At 43.0% G+C, this 19368-nt stretch carries 18 protein-coding genes and 1 pseudogene; 12 read left to right on the top strand and 7 right to left on the bottom strand.

Annotated features, from left to right (window positions below):
* Positions 1-332 precede the first annotated feature (332 nt).
* The 3 genes and pseudogenes from M313_RS0115525 to M313_RS23805 all read left to right on the top strand — a co-directional run bounded on the left by M313_RS0115525 (position 333) and on the right by M313_RS23805 (position 4110).
* Positions 333-2129 (top strand): cache domain-containing sensor histidine kinase, encoded by a 1797-nt coding sequence (locus M313_RS0115525; protein ID WP_010197377.1) that lies wholly within the window; start codon positions 333-335, stop codon positions 2127-2129.
* Positions 2107-2877, top strand: coding sequence for a response regulator transcription factor (locus M313_RS0115520; RefSeq protein ID WP_010197375.1), 771 nt, complete (start codon positions 2107-2109; stop codon positions 2875-2877). Before M313_RS0115525 ends, M313_RS0115520 begins: the two co-directional genes overlap by 23 nt.
* A gap of 194 nt (positions 2878-3071) precedes the next feature.
* Positions 3072-4110, top strand: a pseudogene (locus M313_RS23805) (Gfo/Idh/MocA family protein).
* 134 nt (positions 4111-4244) lie between these two features.
* Here the strand turns inward: M313_RS23805 and M313_RS0115510 are convergent.
* Complete coding sequence (locus tag M313_RS0115510) at positions 4245-5606, bottom strand: general stress protein (RefSeq protein ID WP_010197373.1); 1362 nt, start codon at positions 5604-5606, stop codon at positions 4245-4247.
* 229 nt (positions 5607-5835) lie between these two features.
* On the opposite strand from M313_RS0115510, the gene M313_RS26170 reads away from it, so the two are divergent.
* Positions 5836-6039: a glycosyltransferase gene (locus tag M313_RS26170; RefSeq protein WP_010197370.1), complete on the top strand. Its 204-nt coding sequence runs from the start codon at positions 5836-5838 to the stop codon at positions 6037-6039.
* Positions 6032-6910 (top strand): bifunctional glycosyltransferase family 2/GtrA family protein, encoded by an 879-nt coding sequence (locus M313_RS0115500; protein ID WP_010197368.1) that lies wholly within the window; start codon positions 6032-6034, stop codon positions 6908-6910. Before M313_RS26170 ends, M313_RS0115500 begins: the two co-directional genes overlap by 8 nt.
* A gap of 327 nt (positions 6911-7237) precedes the next feature.
* On the opposite strand, the gene M313_RS0115490 is transcribed toward M313_RS0115500, so the two are convergent.
* Positions 7238-7768, bottom strand: a complete 531-nt coding sequence (locus tag M313_RS0115490; protein WP_010197365.1) for a hypothetical protein — start codon at positions 7766-7768, stop codon at positions 7238-7240.
* 141 nt (positions 7769-7909) lie between these two features.
* A complete protein-coding gene (locus M313_RS0115485; RefSeq protein ID WP_010197364.1) occupies positions 7910-8335 on the bottom strand; it encodes a hypothetical protein in 426 nt (141 codons plus the stop codon).
* Positions 8336-8558: 223 nt separating this feature from the next.
* Here M313_RS0115485 and M313_RS25905 point away from each other — a divergent pair, with 223 nt between their 5' ends.
* The 4 genes from M313_RS25905 to srtD all read left to right on the top strand — a co-directional run bounded on the left by M313_RS25905 (position 8559) and on the right by srtD (position 11645).
* Positions 8559-8705 carry a YwzD family small protein gene (locus M313_RS25905; RefSeq protein ID WP_010197362.1) on the top strand — a complete coding sequence of 49 codons (147 nt, stop codon included), beginning with the start codon at positions 8559-8561 and terminating at the stop codon, positions 8703-8705.
* A 196-nt stretch (positions 8706-8901) separates the two neighbouring features.
* Complete coding sequence (locus M313_RS0115475) at positions 8902-9942, top strand: SEC-C metal-binding domain-containing protein (RefSeq protein ID WP_010197361.1); 1041 nt, start codon at positions 8902-8904, stop codon at positions 9940-9942.
* Between the two features lie 143 nt (positions 9943-10085).
* Positions 10086-11018 (top strand): processed acidic surface protein, encoded by a 933-nt coding sequence (locus M313_RS0115470; protein ID WP_010197359.1) that lies wholly within the window; start codon positions 10086-10088, stop codon positions 11016-11018.
* 3 nt (positions 11019-11021) lie between these two features.
* Entirely contained in the window at positions 11022-11645 is a 624-nt protein-coding gene (gene srtD / locus M313_RS23800; protein ID WP_010197357.1) for a class D sortase, LPxTATN-specific, read from the top strand.
* Between the two features lie 426 nt (positions 11646-12071).
* On the opposite strand, the gene M313_RS0115455 is transcribed toward srtD, so the two are convergent.
* On the bottom strand, positions 12072-12500 hold the full coding sequence (locus tag M313_RS0115455) for a YwpF family protein (RefSeq protein WP_010197355.1): 429 nt from the start codon (positions 12498-12500) through the stop codon (positions 12072-12074).
* A 309-nt stretch (positions 12501-12809) separates the two neighbouring features.
* On the opposite strand from M313_RS0115455, the gene ssb reads away from it, so the two are divergent.
* Positions 12810-13376 (top strand): single-stranded DNA-binding protein, encoded by a 567-nt coding sequence (ssb, locus tag M313_RS25375; protein WP_010197353.1) that lies wholly within the window; start codon positions 12810-12812, stop codon positions 13374-13376.
* Between the two features lie 267 nt (positions 13377-13643).
* Here ssb and M313_RS23790 read toward each other — a convergent pair whose 3' ends face one another.
* Complete coding sequence (locus M313_RS23790) at positions 13644-14048, bottom strand: helix-turn-helix domain-containing protein (RefSeq protein WP_010197348.1); 405 nt, start codon at positions 14046-14048, stop codon at positions 13644-13646.
* Positions 14049-14279: 231 nt separating this feature from the next.
* Here M313_RS23790 and M313_RS0115435 point away from each other — a divergent pair, with 231 nt between their 5' ends.
* Together M313_RS0115435 and M313_RS24695 are read left to right on the top strand one after the other, a co-directional pair.
* The gene (locus M313_RS0115435; protein ID WP_010197344.1) at positions 14280-14774 is read left to right on the top strand and encodes a hypothetical protein; all 495 of its coding nucleotides are present in this window, start codon (positions 14280-14282) and stop codon (positions 14772-14774) included.
* Between the two features lie 88 nt (positions 14775-14862).
* Positions 14863-15393, top strand: a complete 531-nt coding sequence (locus M313_RS24695; protein ID WP_010197342.1) for a VanZ family protein — start codon at positions 14863-14865, stop codon at positions 15391-15393.
* A gap of 25 nt (positions 15394-15418) precedes the next feature.
* Here M313_RS24695 and M313_RS0115425 read toward each other — a convergent pair whose 3' ends face one another.
* Positions 15419-18232 (bottom strand): DEAD/DEAH box helicase, encoded by a 2814-nt coding sequence (locus M313_RS0115425; RefSeq protein ID WP_010197340.1) that lies wholly within the window; start codon positions 18230-18232, stop codon positions 15419-15421.
* Positions 18225-19244, bottom strand: coding sequence for a hypothetical protein (locus tag M313_RS0115420; protein WP_010197338.1), 1020 nt, complete (start codon positions 19242-19244; stop codon positions 18225-18227). The genes M313_RS0115425 and M313_RS0115420 overlap by 8 nt, the downstream gene beginning before the upstream one ends.
* Positions 19245-19368 lie beyond the last annotated feature (124 nt).

Below are 19368 nucleotides of genomic sequence, written 5' to 3'. Positions count from 1 at the left end.
CCACTGAAAAACCTAGTAACCTATCTTTTGGATAATTTATAGCTGTTGATTGAAGCAATAGGTGAAGACTCCTACGGGGGAGTAGCGACAATGTTGAGACCCCGCAGGGCGTAGCCCGAGGAGGCTCAAGGTCGCCCCGTGGAAAGCGAAGCCGTTTGCGGAAATCAACAGCGGTGTCTTAAAAAAATCTAACATCAAAGACTTTTTCAGTGGCCTCCAACGAAGTGAGGAGGCTCAAGCACCGTCCCGCGGAAAGCGAACACCTGGAACGAAAGGGAAACAAGGAGTATATGAGACTTATAAAAATGTAAGCGCTTCGGAGGTGAGGATCCATGTTTAAAAAGAGCATACGCAACAAACTGATCGCACTTCTTTTAATCATCACCATCCTCCCATTCGGAACGTCGATCATCATTACATACTACCAAACAAAAGAAGCATTCAAAGACCTCGTCGTCCAAGAAAACAGCAACCTTCTCTACCAAGGTAAAATAAATCTCGAAAGCTATCTCGAAGAACTCAATAATCTCACTCTATCACTCTACAACAATCCCGATTTCATCAACTACATGAGGGCACCTGACAAAGAAGATAACTATTTGACGATAGGGATTGTCAGAAACGTGCTGCAAACCATTCTATACGCGGAAGAAAACATTACGAGGGTTCAGATTTCTTTTGCAGAGGAAAATAGGGGGATTACCGCCTCTAAACGGTCCACTGTCGTCTTTTCTGACCGCATCTCTAATGCCTACGAAGACGCCTATAAACGGGCACAACTCAGTCCGTACAACTACAATATTGACACCACCCAGCTGCAAGAGGGCCGGAATGTTTTATACGTCCACAGAGCTTTGACCAACGTCCCATCTGACAACGTGCTAGCATTTATCACCCTTGAAGTGGGCACTGAAAAAATACTGGAGCTAAGTGAAAACCTCTACAACAAGGAAAATGAAGAATTTTTCATCCTCTCTGCTACTGGTGAACTGATCTACAGCTCCAATCCATTGGTCGCCTCCAAAAAAGAAGAGCAACAATGGATTCCCGAGATCATGAAATCTGAAGCCACACAAGGTACGATGGAATGGGACAACGGGCAGTTTCAGGGCGTCATGATGTATGATCAAACAGAGCTTGCGGTAGGGGGATGGATTTTGGTAAAGCGTGTCCCTTATACCACGCTTTATGACAACGCCTTTGTTGTGACAAAAATCAATATATTCTTTGGAGTTATAGGGTTGTGTTTGGTCATATTGGCGTCTTTAATTGTTTCTTTTAAAATTACGTCTCCTATCAGGGTGCTACTACAAAACATCCAACAGGTAAAAGAAGGGAATATGAATGTGCAATTTCCGTCACTTGGAAATGATGAGATTGGTATTTTAGGATATCGTTTTAAACAGATGATGGAACGAATCAATCTCCTGATCAATAGAGAATACAAGTTAGAGATTGAAAATAAAACGAACCAGTTAAAGGTGCTTCAATCGCAGCTCAATCCGCATTTTTTATATAATGCCTTGCAGTCCATTGGAACGCTAGCCTTGAAAAATAATGTGCCGCAAATCTATACCCTCCTGACTCACCTATCCAAAATCATGAGATATGGAATGAATATGGAGGAGGATATGGTACCGTTGAAAAAAGAAATAAACTATTTAAAGGCATTTCTTTTGCTGCAAAAGGAGCGTTTCGGGGAGAACTTTGAGTACGACATGGAAATAGAAGAGAAAGCCATGGACATCGAAATTCCCAAAATGATTCTGCAACCGATTATCGAGAACTATTTCAAGCATGGGTTTGATATTCGGGAAGGAGTCGGCAAGATTGAAATCAACGGGAAAATAGTCGATGAATACCTTCTTCTTACACTACGGGATAATGGTGTTGGAGTGAGTGAGAGCAGATTGACGGAAATTTACCGCTTGTTGTCAGAAGGGAAACCAGCTTCGGATGTAGAAGAAACTAATATAGGATTGAAAAATATATATACACGGTTGCAGCTATACTACAATAACTTGGCAGCGCTTCATTTGGATAATCACAATGACGGAGGGTTTATGGTGACATTGAAACTTCCGCTAGAAGTTGGGGGTGAAAAAGATGAAAGCAATCATCGTGGATGATGAAAAGCATGTGCGGGAAGGGCTGCTGTTGTTGGCTAATTGGAAAGAAAATGGGATAGATGCAATCTATGAAGCAGAGGACGGGGACGAGGCGATTATGCTCATCAAGCAACATCGTCCTGAAATTATTTTCACCGATATGGCTATGCCAAAAAAAGATGGAATCAGCCTGCTTAAATGGATTTCTGAATCGGATTTGCCGAGCGTGACCATTGTGGTTAGCGGGTACGATGATTACACATTCATGCGAAATGCCATTACTTATAAAAGCTTTGATTATATTTTGAAGCCCATTGATCCTGATCTGCTGAATGAGACGTTAGAACGGGCAGTGAAAAAATGGAAAGAAGAAGCCTTGGTCAAGAGGACGATGGGTTCTGCGAGCAATGTGGAAACGATTCCTGTTCGTTCCACCGAGCCGGTTTCCGTTTCAAGTATGGAAAAGATCGAGGAATTCCTTCGGGCCAACTATCAACAGGATATCACCCTCCAGGAGATTGCCGACCGTTTTTACTTAAGCCGGGAGCATATTTCCCGCAAGTTCAAGCAAGAATATCATGAAACCATTACCGATTATGTGACGCGGATCCGGATGGAGAAGGCGAAGGAGCTGCTGGCGAATCCGAATTTGAAAATTTATGAGATTGCGTATCATATTGGTTATCAGAATGAGAAATATTTCAGCAAGGTGTATAAAAAGTTTTTTGGTATGACGCCAAATGAGTATAGAGGCAGTTTAGTAAAATAGTTAACACCGCGGTTGCTTTCCGCACTGGGCTTCGCTTTCCTGCGTGCGGTCCGGGAGCATCCTCGGCAAGCCTGCGGGGTCTCCCCTGTCCCTTCCTCCCGCGGGAGTCTTCGCCCTGTGCTCCAAGCAACAGCTAGAGTATCTATAGAGATTACAATTTTTATTAAAACAATACATATAAATGAGGTGCAGATATGAGTCAGTTACGAATGGGAATTATCGGGGTTGGTGGAATTGCGCAGAATCGTCATATCCCTACTTTTCTGAAGATGCAAGAGAAAGTGACGATCACGGCAATCAGTGATGTGAATGAAGAAACGGCAAAGATGGTAGGGGAGAAATTTGGTATTGCCAAAGTCTATGCCCATTATGCGGATATGTTTGAGCATGTGGATGCGGTGACCATTTGTACGCCAAACAAGTTCCATGCTGAAATTACGATTGCGGCGTTAGAAGCTGGCCTGCATGTGTTTTGTGAAAAGCCCATGGCAATGCGACCGGATGAATGTGAAGCAATGATTGCAGCGGCTGAAAAATCAGGCAAACAGCTTGCGATTGCGTACCATTACCGATTTATGAAAGAATCGGTTGCAGCAAAACGTTTGGTGGATGCGGATGAAATCGGTCGACCGATTGTGGCAAGAGCTAAAGGTATCCGTCGCCGTAAGGTACCTGGATGGGGTGTGTTTACGAACAAGGAGCTGCAGGGGCGGAGGAAGTTTGATTGATTATGGCTGCCATTTGTTGGATTTATCCTTGTGGCTGCTTGGAAATCCAAAGCCTGTGGAAGTGATGGGAACCACTTATAATGAGTTAAGTAAAATGCCGGGGCAGGTAAATCAGTGGGGGAGCTTTGATCATGAAACGTTTGAAGTGGATGATCACGTAACAGCCTACATCAAATTTGAAGGAGGGGCTTCGTTGCTATTCGAAACTTCCTGGTCTGCCAATGTAAAAGGAGACGAAGAGAGTGTAAGGATCTCCGGAATAAGCGGCGGAGTGGACCTGTTTCCATTCCACGTCAACCAGATGAAACACGGCATGCTGCTGAACACAGAAGCAGACTGGGTGCCAGGCGAAGACGACCCAAGTCTCCCTCAAGCTGAAAACTTCATAAACAGCTGCCTCGGACACGAAGAACTAATCGTCAAACCACAACAAGCCATGCAAGTCTCCCTCATCATCGACGCCATCTACCGCAGCAGCGAAAGCGGAAGAAGTGTGAGTCTATAATGGAGGGAAGAGGGGTTTCGACGTCGCAGGGGAAAATACTTTGAGGGTCTGACCCCTTTTCGAAAAAAAAACAGAGCAGGAATTCTACCGAATCCCGCTCTGCTTTTTTTCATTCTATTAATCATATTCTATAGTTATCTTCTAAAAAGGTCGTCGTCTTGGTCGTTGAATAGGTTGTTGCGCTTTTGGGTCATTCTTTCTTTTTTGCGGTCTGAGAAAGGGCCCTCTGAGTTGTCTTCTTCAAATAGAGGGGCATCGCTTTCTTCTGTGTAGCGGACATTTTCCTCTTGCATGTATGTTTCCTCTTCTATATGAACGGACGTCTCCTCTTCTGGAGCATAAATGTCTCCTGGGTGTTCTGTTTCATAAGAAGTAGGTTCATAGCTTTCCACCAAAGGCTCATCTCCTTCAATTTCATTTAAGGTATCTTCAAAGAGAATAGGGCCTTTGTCTTCTGTTAAACTCTCCTCTCGACGTACTGGAGACGTAGAGGCTGCAGGTCTAGTTGGGGCGCCTCGTGTTTCCGTTGCACTGAAAAGCGGCTTTTCAGCCTGACTGCGGCTCATATCCCCAGCTGTTTCCTCCAACTCCACACCTAGTGGCCCATCAGAAACCACACGCTTGTCATAAACATCTTCCTCATACGGCTTTTCCATCGGGAACGGTTGTCCGTGCTCATAAAGTAACGCTTTGTCCACGTCTTCTTCAGAACGATTTTCCGCATAGCGTTTACCGTTATTAGTCCTAGTATGCTGCTCTCCAGCCAGACTCTCCTCAAATTCTAGATCAGGATTTCCCGTGCGTTCCATTGTCGTTGCTTCATTCGTCACACTTGCCTGGTCATGCAGAGCGGTGACCTCTTCACGAGCGTAATCTTTCTCCGTTTCAACAGGATCCCCGCTCAGGAGCTGCTCATCGAGCGGAATGCTTCCATCTATATTTGTATCAGGCATTGGACGGTTAATGGAGGTGCTTGATTCTGTCATTCTCTCGTCCTCTGAAACTACGGGTTTCTGCGCCTTTAAGGGCTCGGTATTTTCTTCCTCTAAATGCAATGAAGGCTCTTCCGTCGCATACCTTTCCATACGGCTCTCGGTTAAAGCTTCTTGGCGTAATTTCATACTTGAAATCGGCTCTGCAAGTACAAGCACTTTTCCGACTTTTACATCGAACTCGTAGCGGTATGCTTCCTCTTTGGCAATGCCCACCTCCATTAGAGTATCAGCTACGCTTTTATTTTCAGGTGTGAAAAGGCTCTTTGGAGTTACTATGGAGCTGCTTGGATTGATGCTGGAATACTCACTCAGCTGAGCTTCCCTTTCATCATGACCACGCGAGAATCCACCCTCACTGAATTGCTCTACAATACCTCGGTTATCTCGAATAATCCAGATATCCTCCGGTTGGTACCCCTCCGATTGAAGCCAATCAATCTTAGCTAGCGCCTCTTCTTCCATTAAATAAGAACCAATAACCTCTTTACGTTGCTCGATCATGCAACTTCCTCCTTAGAGTGCTGTAATAAGAATCTTATACCCAGAAGTGTAAAAAGGGTAAACCAACCTAGAAAATAATTCAAAAAACGCAACCATTTATGTTAGAAAAACGTCCAAATAGGGAAAATAATTACAAATGATTTACTACTTAAGACATATAAAACATATATTAGTACCTAGAGAGAAAATGAATTACATATTTTAATAAAGCGAGGAACTGGGGGATAATATGACAAATCCAAATGGAGTTACCGTCCTGATTCCAGCCTATAATCCTGATGAACAACTCATCAAGCTTATCCGTGACATTGTAAAAGAAGGCTTCAAGCAGATCCTGGTTGTTAATGATGGAAGCAAACCAGAGTGTGATTCTATTTTTAAAAAAGATAAAAGAATGGAAGGAATGTACCTTACTGGAGCATCAGGTGAATAAAGGGAAGGGGCAGGCGTTAAAGACTGCTTTTTCCCACTTCTTAAGCACCAGTCCTAACGCTGTGGGGCTTGTTACATTGGATGCAGATGGCCAGCATGCGGTCGAGGATATGAAAAAGGTGGCCACCAGGCTTTGCGAGCGGCCGGAGAGCCTTGTTCTTGGAGTCCGTAATTTTTCAGCAGATGACATTCCCTTCCGGAGCAAATTCGGGAACGTATTGACGAAAAACATAGCTCGCTTTGCTTGTGGCATGCAAATCTCCGATACCCAAACAGGGCTCAGGGGAATACCGGCCCACTTTATCGAAAAACTGATTTATGTTGCCGGTCAACGATATGAATTCGAAATGAACATGTTAATGGAATGCAAACCGAATAATATTGAGATTGAAGAAGTAGAAATCCAAACCATCTATTTAGAGGAAAATAAATCTTCCCACTTTAAGCCGATAAGGGACTCCATTAAAATCTACGCGACCTTCCTGAAATTCGTCTTATCTTCTGTACTTTCTTTTGGCTTGGATATTCTGTTATTTGCACTCTTTGTCATGATGTTAAATGGTGTTTTCGTTGAATCTTACATCATTCTAGCTACCGTGCTATCAAGGGTTCTGTCTTCCTTATTTAATTTTACTGTAAACAGGAAGGTGGTATTTAAATCTACCAGCTCCTATGCTATGGTAAAATATTTTTCCCTCAGTATCGCGCAAATGCTTGCATCCGCAGGTGGAGTGTATCTCATCTTTGAATTGGTCGGCTTTGGGGAAGTTGGCATAAAAATTGTAGTTGATGGACTGCTTTTTTTAGCAAGTTACGTGATTCAGAAGGAATGGGTTTTCAAAGAGAAATACCAAGTTCGAGCGGGACAATAAACTTAGACAGACAAAAAAACCTGGGAATTTATCCTAGGCCTTTTTTTATTCAGAAATAGCATTTTTAAAAGTTAATTCCAAACACAACACCTGTATCCTATGGGAAATCTCAATTTTGATTCCTGCTTAAACCAACGTTTGTTTAAAAAAAAGCTATTCTAAATAAGTGCTTCTTCAACAAAATAACAAAAACCTTATCATTTCCACACCGCCAGATAAGTTCCTCTGAAATAGCTTTTTCAAAAGTTAATCCCAAATCCAACCCCTGTACCCCTTGGGAATCCTACATTTCCATTTCCGTTTAAACCAACGTTTGTTTAAAATTTACTATTCTTTGATTGCCGGCTTTTGTTTAGTAGAAGGGAACGCAATGGCAGTAAGTGAACGATCCTGAACTTCCACGCTTGCAATATTTTGATTCGGAAGGGTTATGTGGTTCACTTCTAAATAATACGTATACGTGCCCGGAAGTGGAATAATATCCGTCCAAATAATTTTTGTTGTATTTATAATTGTTTTTTCACAATCATTTTGTCCAAATTGATTGATCAGGGCAAAACTCTCACTTGTTAACGGCGTCGTCTCCCGCAGCAAAGAAAACTCCACAATAAAACTGTAGGCAGGATTGTTCTCAGTTAGAATAAAAGCTTCGATCATCGCATCCAACTTTACTACTTCATTCGGAAAATGTGTCTTCACCTTCAACTCAATCGCTTGCGTGGGCGTATCCGCTTCTATTCCCAACATCTCATCGCTCTGATTAAAATAATACCTCGGCTCCATCCCTCTAGGTTGCACGTCACAATTACACGGCACCCTGCAGCCGCAACTCTTTCTCCATTCGAAATATAAGGACATTGAATAATGCCTCCTTTAGACATACTATCCATTCCATAACATATGCTTGTCATCGGTGTTTGGCGAGGGTAGGAGCCTTGAAGAAGAAAAATAAAAAGCCCATAAACCCTTTTTCTTATAGGTTTATGGCCTCATTTAGTATCATTCATACAATTCCTTATACACAATCGCCTTCAATGCCAGCAATTCTTCATCAGTCAATTTCTCCTCAAATGTTTCCATTAACTCTAGTACTTCCTGTTCTGTCATGCCATTTGCTGCTTTTGACTGGATCTGCTGCATTTCCTGGAAGCTGAGCTTTTGCATGACCATCCTTGTTGCCTCTTCACGTGTTTGGACTGGCAGCTCTTCAAGGTCGGCTTCTGCCCCTTCGGCAATATAGCTCTTCAAGGTAGGAGACTTGTCCACATAATCCCGGGCCATCGCCACATCATTATTTTCCACCAGATCTTTTTCTACGTATTCGACAGCCTGATCTTCAATGAATTTATTGACAAAGTAATAGCCTGCATATCCAATTATCCCTAGGATAAGAGCTGTAATAAATAATCCTTTGAAAAATTTCAATTAGGACACCTTCTTTCTCCCTAACTATATAAAATTAATGCAGCATAAAGCAAATTTTGAGAAAAGAGTTTAGAGATTGGATTTAACGGTAAAAGAATAGAAACAAATAACGACGAAAATCAAGCTGTAAATTGAAAATATTTCAAATTATTATTGTAATTTTACTGAAAAATAGTAGAATTATAGTATGTTTTGTAATTAATTAGGCGGTGAAGTTTAGCTCATGAAAGATAATAAAAGTATTGATAGTAAGGAAGAGATTATCAAAGTGCTTCAATATGCCTATCAACAAGGAACAGAGAGAGAGAATATCTCGATGATGGAACTTGTAAATGAAATGAAAGAAAAGCTGCAGCTGCTAATAAAATAAATAAGATAATAGATTACTAGATAACACCTTCCCTTACCCGTTTGAAGGTGTTTTTATTTTGGCTAAATATGTTTGGCTAAGATATCCAGCCATTGCTTTCCTCCATGAAAGAGAGAAATATGTTAGAATTAAACACGTTGTCTGTAAATATCGAATGAGAACAACTTAGAAAAAACAAAAGGTTTAAGGTGATAGAATGATTGGAAGAAATGATTCATGTCCTTGTGGCAGTGGAAAAAAATATAAGAAGTGTTGTGAGAAAAAACAAGACAACCTTGATAAAGTGTTGGAATCAGAAGTGATGGGGCTTCAGGTTGAAATGATGCGGTTTGCCTATGAAAAGTTTGCTAGTGAGCTTGAAACGGTCAGCTCCAAGTATCTACATAAATTTTCATTAGATGAGATGAAAGAAGAGGCATTTAACGAGCTGCTTCATCTCTGGTATATGTTCACGGTGAAGCGAGATAATGGGTTAACAATTGTCGAAGAGTTCGCCGCAATTCAAGAGGGCAAGTTCTCCCGACCGCAAGTAAAAGAATGGGCGGAAAGCTGGCAAATGGCATATCCATCTGTCTATAAAGTGGCGAATGTCCGTAGTGAGACATACACAATGGAGGACTTTTTTACAAAAGAGAAAGAAAAAGTCACATACATCGGCAGAGAGGACAGCTTAAGCAAAAATGAGCTAGTAATTGGGATGTTTGTTCCGTTCAAACAGGCAAAGGTTGTGTTCATGTCCACCTTTGAACGCGGGGTATTGGAAGCTATTCGTCTAGAAGAAAAATTAGCGGAGGAGTTTGCGGAAGTAGATATTCGTGCTCAATTCCCGGATTTAGCCGGTAAAATGGTAGAATTCGAGTTAAGTGAAGAGGATGTTCAGCAGTTACCTGTTCAAAATGAAGCGCAGGAACGTGTGTTGGACCTATTTGCAGAAGGAGCTAAAAAGCGCGATTACCCGAAAAGGTTTTTTGAATTTGCTTCCATGCTCTGGTCCATCTATTGCATGAAAGAGAGTCCGATGATCCGCAATGAGCAGAATTATGCTGCTGCATTGATTTACTTTTTAGACACTCATTTTACGAAAGATCAACAAGAAACCCAGAAAGCACTTGCTGAAGAGTTCGGCATCTCAGCAGGAAGTGTTTCATCCACGTTCCGTAAGCTGGATGAGGTATTACAGCCAGTTATCCAAACTTTTGAAGAAGATATCGAGGCAGCCTTAGAGGGCGCTTCATAAAAGAGTAAGCACCTAATTTTCCCGATTTAACGCGGGGAGGTTAGGTGCTTTTTTTATTTGGAAAATAGTCAATTTCCTGCATAAATTTTCCGCGTATGCGAATGCTACTAAAAAAATGTAACGATGAATGGGAGGCATAAAAAATGCAGCGGTTTATATTGGTTATTTGTGCATTTTTAATAGGGTCGACACTGTTCTTTTCCCCGCTTGGTGCAACTGCGGCTCCAAAAGAGGAAGAGGTGGATTCCTACTTGAAGGAGATTGGCTGGACAAGGAAGGACCTTGATAAGTATTTGGCATTTTATGAGGTTCGTTTGGAGGATTTCAAAGACATCGATCATTTGCGGGATGAGCTTGGGACTCCAATCAATGAGGAAAATCTTCTAGTTATGCTAGAGACTTACGATTTGACGAAAGAAGAGCTGGAAGTCCTTTTGTCTCGTTTTGGAGAAAAGGTGCAGGATTACACATTCATTGAGGACTTAGAAATCGCGGTTGATTTTTATATGACACATGAGGAAAAAGTTGCGCGTGCGGAGGATTTTCTCGTTTCCATGGGATTTGAAGCAGAAGAAGCACGCCAGATTTTCCAGCATATTTTGAGTCTCCCGAAAGATGTTTTGGCAGAAGAACTTGAAAGATTGCAAGGGATGTTGAATGAAGAACCAAATTCTGTGGATAAAGTGTTTTCGCTATGGACTGAATTCATGGAAGTGTTTCAGGTGGAGGCTGATCTTCATGTAGAGGATGGTAGCCGGGTTAAGGTATCCCAAGAGGCACTTATGCAGCCTGGATGGTTGGAAGGGAAGGAAGTTCACCTGGACCTGTTTGATGGGGAGGGTTCGCTTCTTGCTTCCGCAGTGATGGATGAGCAAATTGTATCGCCAACTTACGTGCAGTCTACAGGAAAAGAGCTCATACACTTGGGGCAGGTTGGTGTGAAAATGAGTGATGAGCTTTATAATAACAGGATGCCTGACACCGCGTCTCTTTATGGATTGGGGATGTTCGTGGGATTATGCCTGGTTGGATTGGCTGGTTTGTTGCTTGGTGCGAGAAGGGTCCGCAGGGGATAGGGTATGCGGGATCGTTGTTTGGTGGTTGTTCTTTGGATTTTGATGGGGACAGGGGCTGTTTTGTTTGTTGGAAGCGGCCTTTTGTATTGGCAGGGAGTTTCTGCGGTTGAGGAGAAGTCAAAAATTGGGAGTAAGGTGGAGGAAGGAGGCGGGCAGGAGTGGGCAGTGCCTCTGGCTGTGAATATCGCAGCAGGGGATGAAATTGGAGAAGTGTATATTCCGGTGTTAGAAGTTGGAATTTCAGTATTTCATGGTGTGACAGAAGGCGTGCTTGGAAAAGGTGTGGGGCATGTTCCAGGTACTAGCTTGCCAGGGGATGGGGGAAACATTGTACTGTCTGGGCATAGGGATACTGTTTTTCGTAGGCTGGAGGAGATTAAGGTGGGCGATAAGGTTGTGTTTGAGTTTGGCGGGGGCTTGTACACATACAAAATCGGCAAGATCAGGGTTGTAGATAAAGAGGACACTTCTGTGGTGGTCCCGCGGCCGAGCGAGGTATTGACGATTACAACGTGTTATCCTTTTAGGTTTATCGGAAGCGCGCCTGAGCGATATGTGTTGGAGGCGGAGTTTATTGGGAAGGAACTATTGATGGAAGATGGGTTGATGAGGGAGACGCAGAGTTAGTGACCAGTAGGTGAGAAATAGAAGCGTCATTTTTTAGTAAATTTGTTACGAAATGTGTGGGTTCTTAATGTTTTTATTGCTTTGAAAAGTGTTCGGACATTCTTGGGAGAGGTTCGGTCACTTTGAAGCTGCTTTTCCATGCGGTTCGGACAATTGCCTAGCTTGTTCGGTCAACTTAAAGGTGGGGTTCGGTCATTTGAAAAATTCGTTCGGACAAAAATTCGAAAACTTCGGCCAACTATGCAAAAACTTCGGTCAACTTTTCGAAAACTTCGGCCAAAATCAGCAAAACTTCGGACATTTGCCTTACAACCACCTGAATTGACAAAGAAAGTCATTGCTTAGAAGCAAAAGGGTCAGCCCCCTCTTTAGTGCATTAACGCACAGCGGGTCAGACCCCTCTTTATCGCTTTATCACGCTAAACCTCACTTGCTCTTCTCAAGCACTGGTTTTTCTTTTACTTTGTTTTTGAAGGCTTCCACTAGTTCGTCGCCATTGTAGCCTTCGTTCACTAGGCGTTCTAGTAGTTTTTCATGGTAGTTGGCGTTTTTTCGGAAGAGCTCGCCTTCGAACAGGATGCTCATCTTGTCTTCCATCACTGCCACTTGGCGGACGACGGCCTCAAAGGAAGCTGGGTCATTTGTCGGTTTAGAGATAGTAGCTTGAACATGCAGCATTTTTTCGTTATCGCGGAACTCTTCATACTTTTCTGGCTCGCTCTTAGGTAGCAATGCCTCAATCAACCAATTTTCTTTTCCGTACTCTCTATTGATAATCAATCCGTCTTGTAAATCCAGTTGTTCAACTTCTTCACCATGTACGAGGGATATTGCAACAAGTCTGAACGTTTTCATGATTTTCCTCCAACGGGTATATTTTCGATTCTTTTCAAGAACATGTACCAATATTTTGTCTTATTATAACATAAGCAAAAGGAAAGATACCTACCACCATCTGAAGGCATGAAAAAAATCTCTCATATCCCTAATTTCATCTTTCGACAATTCCCCGCCACCCTAAAACAGGATTTTCCCCTTAGAGCAAAATGCGATTTTACTCCTAAAAACCATTACAAAACCTGAAAACACTCATTTTACCTACCTCAAGCAAGCAGTTATGATAACGGAGCAACACGAATTTTGTAGAAAAAAGGAGGGAGAATCGTGATTAATGAAGTGGTGTTGATTGGTCGAATGGTGAAAGACCCTGATTTACGTTATACAGGTGATGGAACTCCTGTTGCAAGCTTCAGACTTGCTGTTAACCGTAATTTCAAAAATCAGGAAGGTGTCTATGAGGCAGACTTTGTCTCTTGTACGGCGTGGAGAGGTACTGCGGAAACAACGGCAAATTATTGTCGAAAAGGCGCGCTGGTGGCAGTCACTGGTAGGATACAAACGAGTCGATATGAATCCAAGGATGGGACGACAGTTTTTGTGACCGATGTGGTGGTGGACAATGTGCGGTTTCTTGAAAAAAGGAAGGAAGAAAAGCCTTCTGTGCCGCCAGTTCCACCTCCACCGTATCCAGAAAAACAGGAGTCGACAACGACAACAAACCAAGTACGTCATGAGGTGCAGAATTGGGAGAGGTCCCAACCTCCGCAGCGGGAAAACAGGCAACCGGAACATCACCAAGGTCCGCCGCCTGCTACCCACTCCTCACAAAGGACATCTGAATTTCCAGACTTTCCGACACAACCGAAGACGCCTGAAAAGGTGGGAGTGTAGCTAAAAGTCATGCGCGGTCATCCCAATAACCAAGCAACGTAACAAGTAATCTATATTTTACCTATAAAGCAAAGGGCTCCCCTCCCATTTTTGCTTTAGCCTTTCATTAAAAAAGGCAACTTGCGGAAACAAGCTGCCTTTCTTTTTACGCTTATCAGCATGTAGCAGAGGATAAGCCCTCTTGGTTCCTCTAGAGAGAAGATGTGCCTCTTTGATCTCCATTCCTTGGTGCCAGCCTTATTAAGGGTTGGCTTTTTTTGAACAGTTTCATTTATTCACGTAGATACTCATCATGTCTTCCATCAATTTTCTATCTGAGATGCTTTGGTTGATGTACTTATGTAGGATATCCTTAAAGTTTGGGTGTTGTTTTAAATAGTCAACAATGTGCATTAGTTCTTCATCAGCTTGCTTGATTTGATAGAGTTGGTTGAATTCTTTTACATAATGTTCTTGTTCGTAGTGGTTTCCGACCAAGTAATCAATGGAAACTTGAAATAGTTTGCTCAGCTCAATGAGTGTTTCAATTGGCGGCACTTCTTTTTCCGTTTCCCATTTGCTGATCGTACCGTGAACCCTGTTAAGGCGATCAGCAAGATCTTGTTGCGACCAGTTTTTTTGATTACGAAGGGATTTAATGTTTCTGGCTAAAAAGGACGTATTGTTCATCATATCTCCTGCCTCTTTTCCGCATTTCTTTTAACGTAATAGAAAAGAGAAAGAGTCGTTGTTCTCATATAGAACAAGTGGCTTGTGTGTTCCTAAATAGAACATTGTCGAATTTTGCAAAAGAAAGAGAATGAAGGAGAATAGGGCAGAATACCCAGAAAAACACCGTAAATCGTCTAATTACCTATATTTTCTATAAAAAGTAAATTTATCTATACTAAGGAGGAGTTTAGGATGAAAGAGGGAGTGATGGATGTGGCTGATTTTAAGTTGACTACGGTAAGTTTCCTTCCAGGCAGGGAAGATCAGATTCAAGAAGGACAAGATTATTATATTTATGTAAAAGAACCAAAGGATGACTACTCATCAGCACCGAGATCCTCTTTCTTTGATGCATTGGAACTTTCTAAGGAAGAAACGACTAAAAGTGGAAATTGGCGTTGCATTTCGACAAGTTCCAACCAGTCTGTTGAACTGCATTTTCGCTCATACGAGGATAAAAGGATTATCTCGGTAACCATCAACCTCCCAAGCTACCAACTTGATATCTCCTCTTATGCCTGGTACAGACAGCGTAAAGCGTTCCTTAAGCTAGAATGCCCGGAACAAGTCTGCCAGATATTAGTAGAAGGGCTATTACAAAGGATCTTTGTCAAATACAATGGGAAAACGGCCTATCTAAGTTTAAAGCAATCAAAACATGGAGTGACCAGTAAGAATAGAATTTGAGTAGAAAGGTATAAGGCATGCCTAGATAGGACACACCGTAATTAAGTGGATTTTTTCAGCTTCTAACTCAATTACGGTGGTGGCTCATATGAGAAATAAGAGGATTCTATACTATCTGTTTCTGGCCTTTGGCTGGACCGTCATATTGTTCTATTTGTCTTCCATGTCCTATGCTGAGCAGGATATCAGGCCATATTTGCGAATGCTTGTGGCAGAGGAACATATTGCTGCAGTGTTTGCGGGAGTGGAGATTCCGTATGTGAATAACAAAATGAGTGTGGACAATATGGGAGGGTATCAGTTTGTAGAATTCCTTTTTCGAAAAGGAGCTCATCTATTTTTTTATAGTGTTCTTGGTTATTTGCTTGTCCGGTACTTTGCCAGTTCTCTAGGAAGAAAGTATTGGAGAGTGTTTGCTTTCAGTTTATCCATTCTCCTTGTTATTGCAATGCTTGATGAATTTTTGCAATTCCACCATCCAGACCGCAGCGGGCAGTGGGCAGATGTTTGGCTGGATGGGATGGGCGGACTGAAAGGGATTATTACGGGATTTCTTTCTACTTATGTTAAAAAGAATCGTAAAGAGGGCAAACAAAAAAGCGCAGACTCATCTATGTAGATGGGTGCTGCGCTTTTTTAGTTTATCACCTCAACGTCAACAAATCGCGCAATTCTTCATTATCAAGTTCAGTAATCCAACCCTCGCTTGTGATGATCTGATTGTTCAGCGCTTGCTTGGATTCGATCATCGCATCGATTTTCTCCTCCAGCGTACCTGTCGCAATAAACTTATGAACGTGGACGAATCGGCTTTGCCCAATCCGATACGCTCTGTCTGTTGCCTGATTCTCAACGGCCGGATTCCACCAACGGTCATAATGAATTACATGGTTGGCTGCTGTCAGGTTTAAGCCGGTGCCCCCGGCCTTCAAAGAAAGCACCAGCACATGAAACTCGCCGTCCTGGAATTCTTGAATCAGCTGATCGCGGTTTTTTTTAACGACACTGCCGTTTAGAAATCTTCCTTTTTCACCGAGTGTGGATTCCAATGCCTCAATAATCATATTCCCCATGGAAATGTACTGGGTAAAAATAAGGCAGCTTTCTCCGCGTAAGCGAATCTGCTCCACTAACTCCACCAGCTTTTCCATCTTGCTAGAGCGCATCAAGAGATTCTCTGGAGTTTCCTCTTTCAGATAAAGGGCAGGGTGATCACACACTTGCTTCAACTGGCCAAGCATTTTCAACACAAGTCCGCGGCGTTGAATCCCGCCCAACTCTTCCACCTTATCCAAGGTTTCTTTTACGAGCTGTTCATAAATAGAAGCCTGCTCGATGGTCAACGGGCAATATTCCTTCTGCTCCTGCTTGGCTGGCAGGTTCAGTGCCACTTGTTCATCCTGCTTGGTGCGGCGCAGAAGGAACGGTTGAATGAGCATCTGTAATTGTTGAATCTTCTTTTTGTCCTGATCCTTCTCAATCGCCAACACAAATTGCTTATGAAAGGAGCCAAGTGACCCCAAATAGCCAGGGTTAATAAAATCAAAGATTGCCCAAAGCTCTGACAGACGGTTCTCCATAGGCGTACCAGTCAGGGCGATGTGATGGGAACCACTCAAATTACGCACTGCTTGGGACTGCTTCGTGTCAGCATTCTTGATGTTTTGCGCTTCATCTAAGCAGATGGTGCGCCAGCCTACACTTGCCAGTTCCTCTTCATCCAGATGGGAGATGGCATAGGAAGTTAACACAACATCTGAATTTAAAACGGCTTCTCGGAAAATAGACCCTTTTCCACGGTTAGGTCCATAATGCAACATAACATCCAAGCTTGGCGCGAATTTCTCCAGTTCTTTTTGCCAGTTTCCAAGAACAGATGTCGGACAAATGATGAGAACTGGTGGACCTTCTGGCTCTTTTTCCTTGCATGATAGGAAATACGCAATCAGCTGAATAGTCTTGCCGAGTCCCATGTCATCTGCAAGGCAGGCCCCAAAGCCGTGACCCCTTAAAAAGGTCAGCCATGCTGCACCTTGCTCCTGGTATGGTCTGAGCTCGCCTTTGAATGTCTCAGGGACATCAAATGGTGGAATATCCTTGCCTTGATAGAGTTGTTCAATCAAGCGCTCAGCAGATCCGGTCAGTTCATAAGAAATATCCTGTATGGAATAACTCCCTTCCGCATTAACTTCATCCGGAATTTCCCCGCCCATGCCAGCCGCATTGCTTTTCAACAGGTCTTCCATACGGATCCCATTTTCTTCTGCATGCTTCATCATCCGCTTTATTTCTTCAATAAACCCTGGATCAAGTACAACCCATACGCCTTTAATCTGTACAAGACGGCGGTTTTCTTCCACTAGCGCTAGGAACTCCTCTTCGGAAAGCTCCGTATTGCGGGTGGAAAAGCGCCATTCAAAGTTAACTAACGACTGCAGGCCTACAAAGGATTGTGAGTGGTTTCCGCCCTTTTTGGAACCATTCACTCTTGCTTTTACCTTGATTCGGGAATCCTTGATGGCTTGCCACCATGGCGGAAGGAAGATGAAGCTTCCGATTGCCAACAGCCTTTCGCTGCCCTCTACAAGAAAACGCCATGCATCTTCTTCCGTCAAATAGGACCGTATCTGGCCATTTGAAAATAAAGAAGGAGTCAGCTGCTGCCACTTTTTGAAGCCGCGGTTCACTTCTTTTTTGTATTTTTTATAAGAAGGAGGGAGGCTATCCTGTTCCCACACATATAATTCTTCTGTTTTCTTATCTTTCAGCAACGTTTCCAGCTTCCAGTCTTGATCCCCTTTTTCTGGTTCCAAAAGACGGAGCCCTAGCTTAAATGGAGTGGTATCTTTCGTCCAGCCGATGTCTCGAAGCCAGTCTTCTTCATCTAAATATTCTACTAGGGAACCTTCCGCTGCTAATTGGCGCGGGTCCTTTGTATAGTCCATCCAGTATGTTTGGAGGTACCCTTCTTCCTTGCGTTCCATCCAATCTTTCATGATGGCGTCCAACCATTCTTCCATTTTACCTGCATAAGAAGGGAGGAGTGGATTTTGTGCAATCATCTCCTGACCTTCCTTTGTTAAAGAAAACGAAAGTTTGCCTTCCTGCCACGCGGCAAAGCTTGGTTGAAAGGCTCTTTCGTTTAACAAATCAGCGACGGTGGGAGCAATTAGGCGATATTGTTCCGATTGATCACACCATTCCAGCTCGATAAAAGAATTCTCGGTATTATTGGCATACAGTTCAAGCGCGTCACTCGGATTTAAAAATATGCCAGAAATCCCGTCATAGGTAGACTCTTCAAGGACAGAGCCGAAAAAGGACCCCTCATGCCAGGTAAAGAGCAATGGGGTGAAACGAGATGGCGGCAGGACGGAGGAGCGAATTTTCACATACAGAAAAAATTGGTTTCGTTCCTCAATATAGTTCGACTTGGCAAATAACGCCTCATTAATCATAACTGAATCTTCCCTTTTTTAATTCTTCTTGGAAGGAGCGGAGTCGCTTCGTTCCTTCTTTTAGCTGCAGTAAATACTGAAGCCAGATGTCTTCAAGTTTCTCTTTTTTATACAGACTATGTAGGGTCTTCAACAGGGATGTAGCCTCTTTATAAGCGGTTTTATTGCGCTGCTCCAACGCCTTGTTTATTGCCACATGATAGAGCGGGAAAAGCGCATAGGCGTCCGTTTTCTTTATCTCTTTCAGCTTATAAGCCTCCAACCCGCTTAACTCAAACCCCATCCAAAGTTGCAACTCCACCCATTGACGGTAGTTTTTCGTTTCAAACAGATACCATTCATATTCTCCGTAGCTATATGGCATCAGCTGGCGCATCGCATCCTTATAAAGTTTGTCTTGCCTTGTTTCCATTGCATAATCCGTCAACAATTTGAGCAGATGTTTCGTCAGCTGCCTTTTTCTGTCATAGGTCGGTTCCGAATGGATATAGGACGTCACTATCGGCAGTGAGATAGCAAGCCAACTTTCCAACCGGTCCTTCGCTTTGGTGGAAACCAGGGATTGTAACCAGAGGAAAAGGTATGGCGCATACTGGTTGCCGTTTTTCTTGACGAGCTTCAACGCATCCTCATCTTTTTTCAGCAAAAATAACAAATGTGTTTTAGCCAGCTCAGCCTGCAGGGAAGTCTCGTCTTGTAGCTCCTTCAGCTCTGAGGACATCCAATTGCGACGTTGGAACACATCATTCCAAGTGAATTGATACACATAAAACATTTCTCTTATAAAAGGTTCCTCTTGTTGCAACAGCTTTTCTCGAATCAGTTGTCTGCTTTCCTTCAGCAGAGAGTCAAGTTGAAAGGCGATAGCGCTGTGAAACAAGCCTTTAGATTCCTCTTCTACCGTATCTACAAAACGGTGCAGGATATCGGCGATGTATTGATAAGGCTGGGAGCTATCATAGCTGTCTATCACCTGTTCCATACAATAGAGAGAAGCGTGTAATAAAAACAATGGACGTATTTCCGCTTTCTTCGGAGCCTGTGTACGCAGTTTAGGAAAAAACGCGTGTGTCAGCCCGGTCAGGTACGTTCTTTTACTAGGGATGGAGCTTTTATATTGTTGATGCTGGTAGGCG

Origin of the sequence: Bacillus sp. m3-13 (genome assembly GCF_000175075.1) — a bacterium.
GTDB classification, from domain to species: Bacteria; Bacillota; Bacilli; order Bacillales; family Bacillaceae_I; genus Sutcliffiella_A; species Sutcliffiella_A horikoshii_C.
The sequence above is the reverse complement of the archived record's forward strand: the minus strand, read 5'-3'. Positions and strand labels throughout refer to the sequence as shown.

What these genes read in the sequence shown, in the direction of transcription:
- M313_RS0115475 (WP_010197361.1), top strand. Translation starts at nt 8,902, where the DNA reads ATGATTGGAAGAAATGATTCATGTCCTTGTGGCAGTGGAAAAAAATAT.
- M313_RS25905 (WP_010197362.1), top strand. Translation starts at nt 8,559, where the DNA reads ATGAAAGATAATAAAAGTATTGATAGTAAGGAAGAGATTATCAAAGTG.
- M313_RS0115525 (WP_010197377.1), top strand. Translation starts at nt 333, where the DNA reads ATGTTTAAAAAGAGCATACGCAACAAACTGATCGCACTTCTTTTAATC.
- M313_RS0115510 (WP_010197373.1), bottom strand. Translation starts at nt 5,606, where the DNA reads ATGATCGAGCAACGTAAAGAGGTTATTGGTTCTTATTTAATGGAAGAA.
- M313_RS24695 (WP_010197342.1), top strand. Translation starts at nt 14,863, where the DNA reads ATGAGAAATAAGAGGATTCTATACTATCTGTTTCTGGCCTTTGGCTGG.
- M313_RS0115435 (WP_010197344.1), top strand. Translation starts at nt 14,280, where the DNA reads ATGAAAGAGGGAGTGATGGATGTGGCTGATTTTAAGTTGACTACGGTA.
- M313_RS0115470 (WP_010197359.1), top strand. Translation starts at nt 10,086, where the DNA reads ATGCAGCGGTTTATATTGGTTATTTGTGCATTTTTAATAGGGTCGACA.
- M313_RS26170 (WP_010197370.1), top strand. Translation starts at nt 5,836, where the DNA reads ATGACAAATCCAAATGGAGTTACCGTCCTGATTCCAGCCTATAATCCT.
- M313_RS23790 (WP_010197348.1), bottom strand. Translation starts at nt 14,048, where the DNA reads ATGATGAACAATACGTCCTTTTTAGCCAGAAACATTAAATCCCTTCGT.
- M313_RS0115425 (WP_010197340.1), bottom strand. Translation starts at nt 18,232, where the DNA reads ATGATTAATGAGGCGTTATTTGCCAAGTCGAACTATATTGAGGAACGA.
- M313_RS0115520 (WP_010197375.1), top strand. Translation starts at nt 2,107, where the DNA reads ATGAAAGCAATCATCGTGGATGATGAAAAGCATGTGCGGGAAGGGCTG.
- srtD (WP_010197357.1), top strand. Translation starts at nt 11,022, where the DNA reads ATGCGGGATCGTTGTTTGGTGGTTGTTCTTTGGATTTTGATGGGGACA.
- M313_RS0115455 (WP_010197355.1), bottom strand. Translation starts at nt 12,500, where the DNA reads ATGAAAACGTTCAGACTTGTTGCAATATCCCTCGTACATGGTGAAGAA.
- M313_RS0115490 (WP_010197365.1), bottom strand. Translation starts at nt 7,768, where the DNA reads ATGTCCTTATATTTCGAATGGAGAAAGAGTTGCGGCTGCAGGGTGCCG.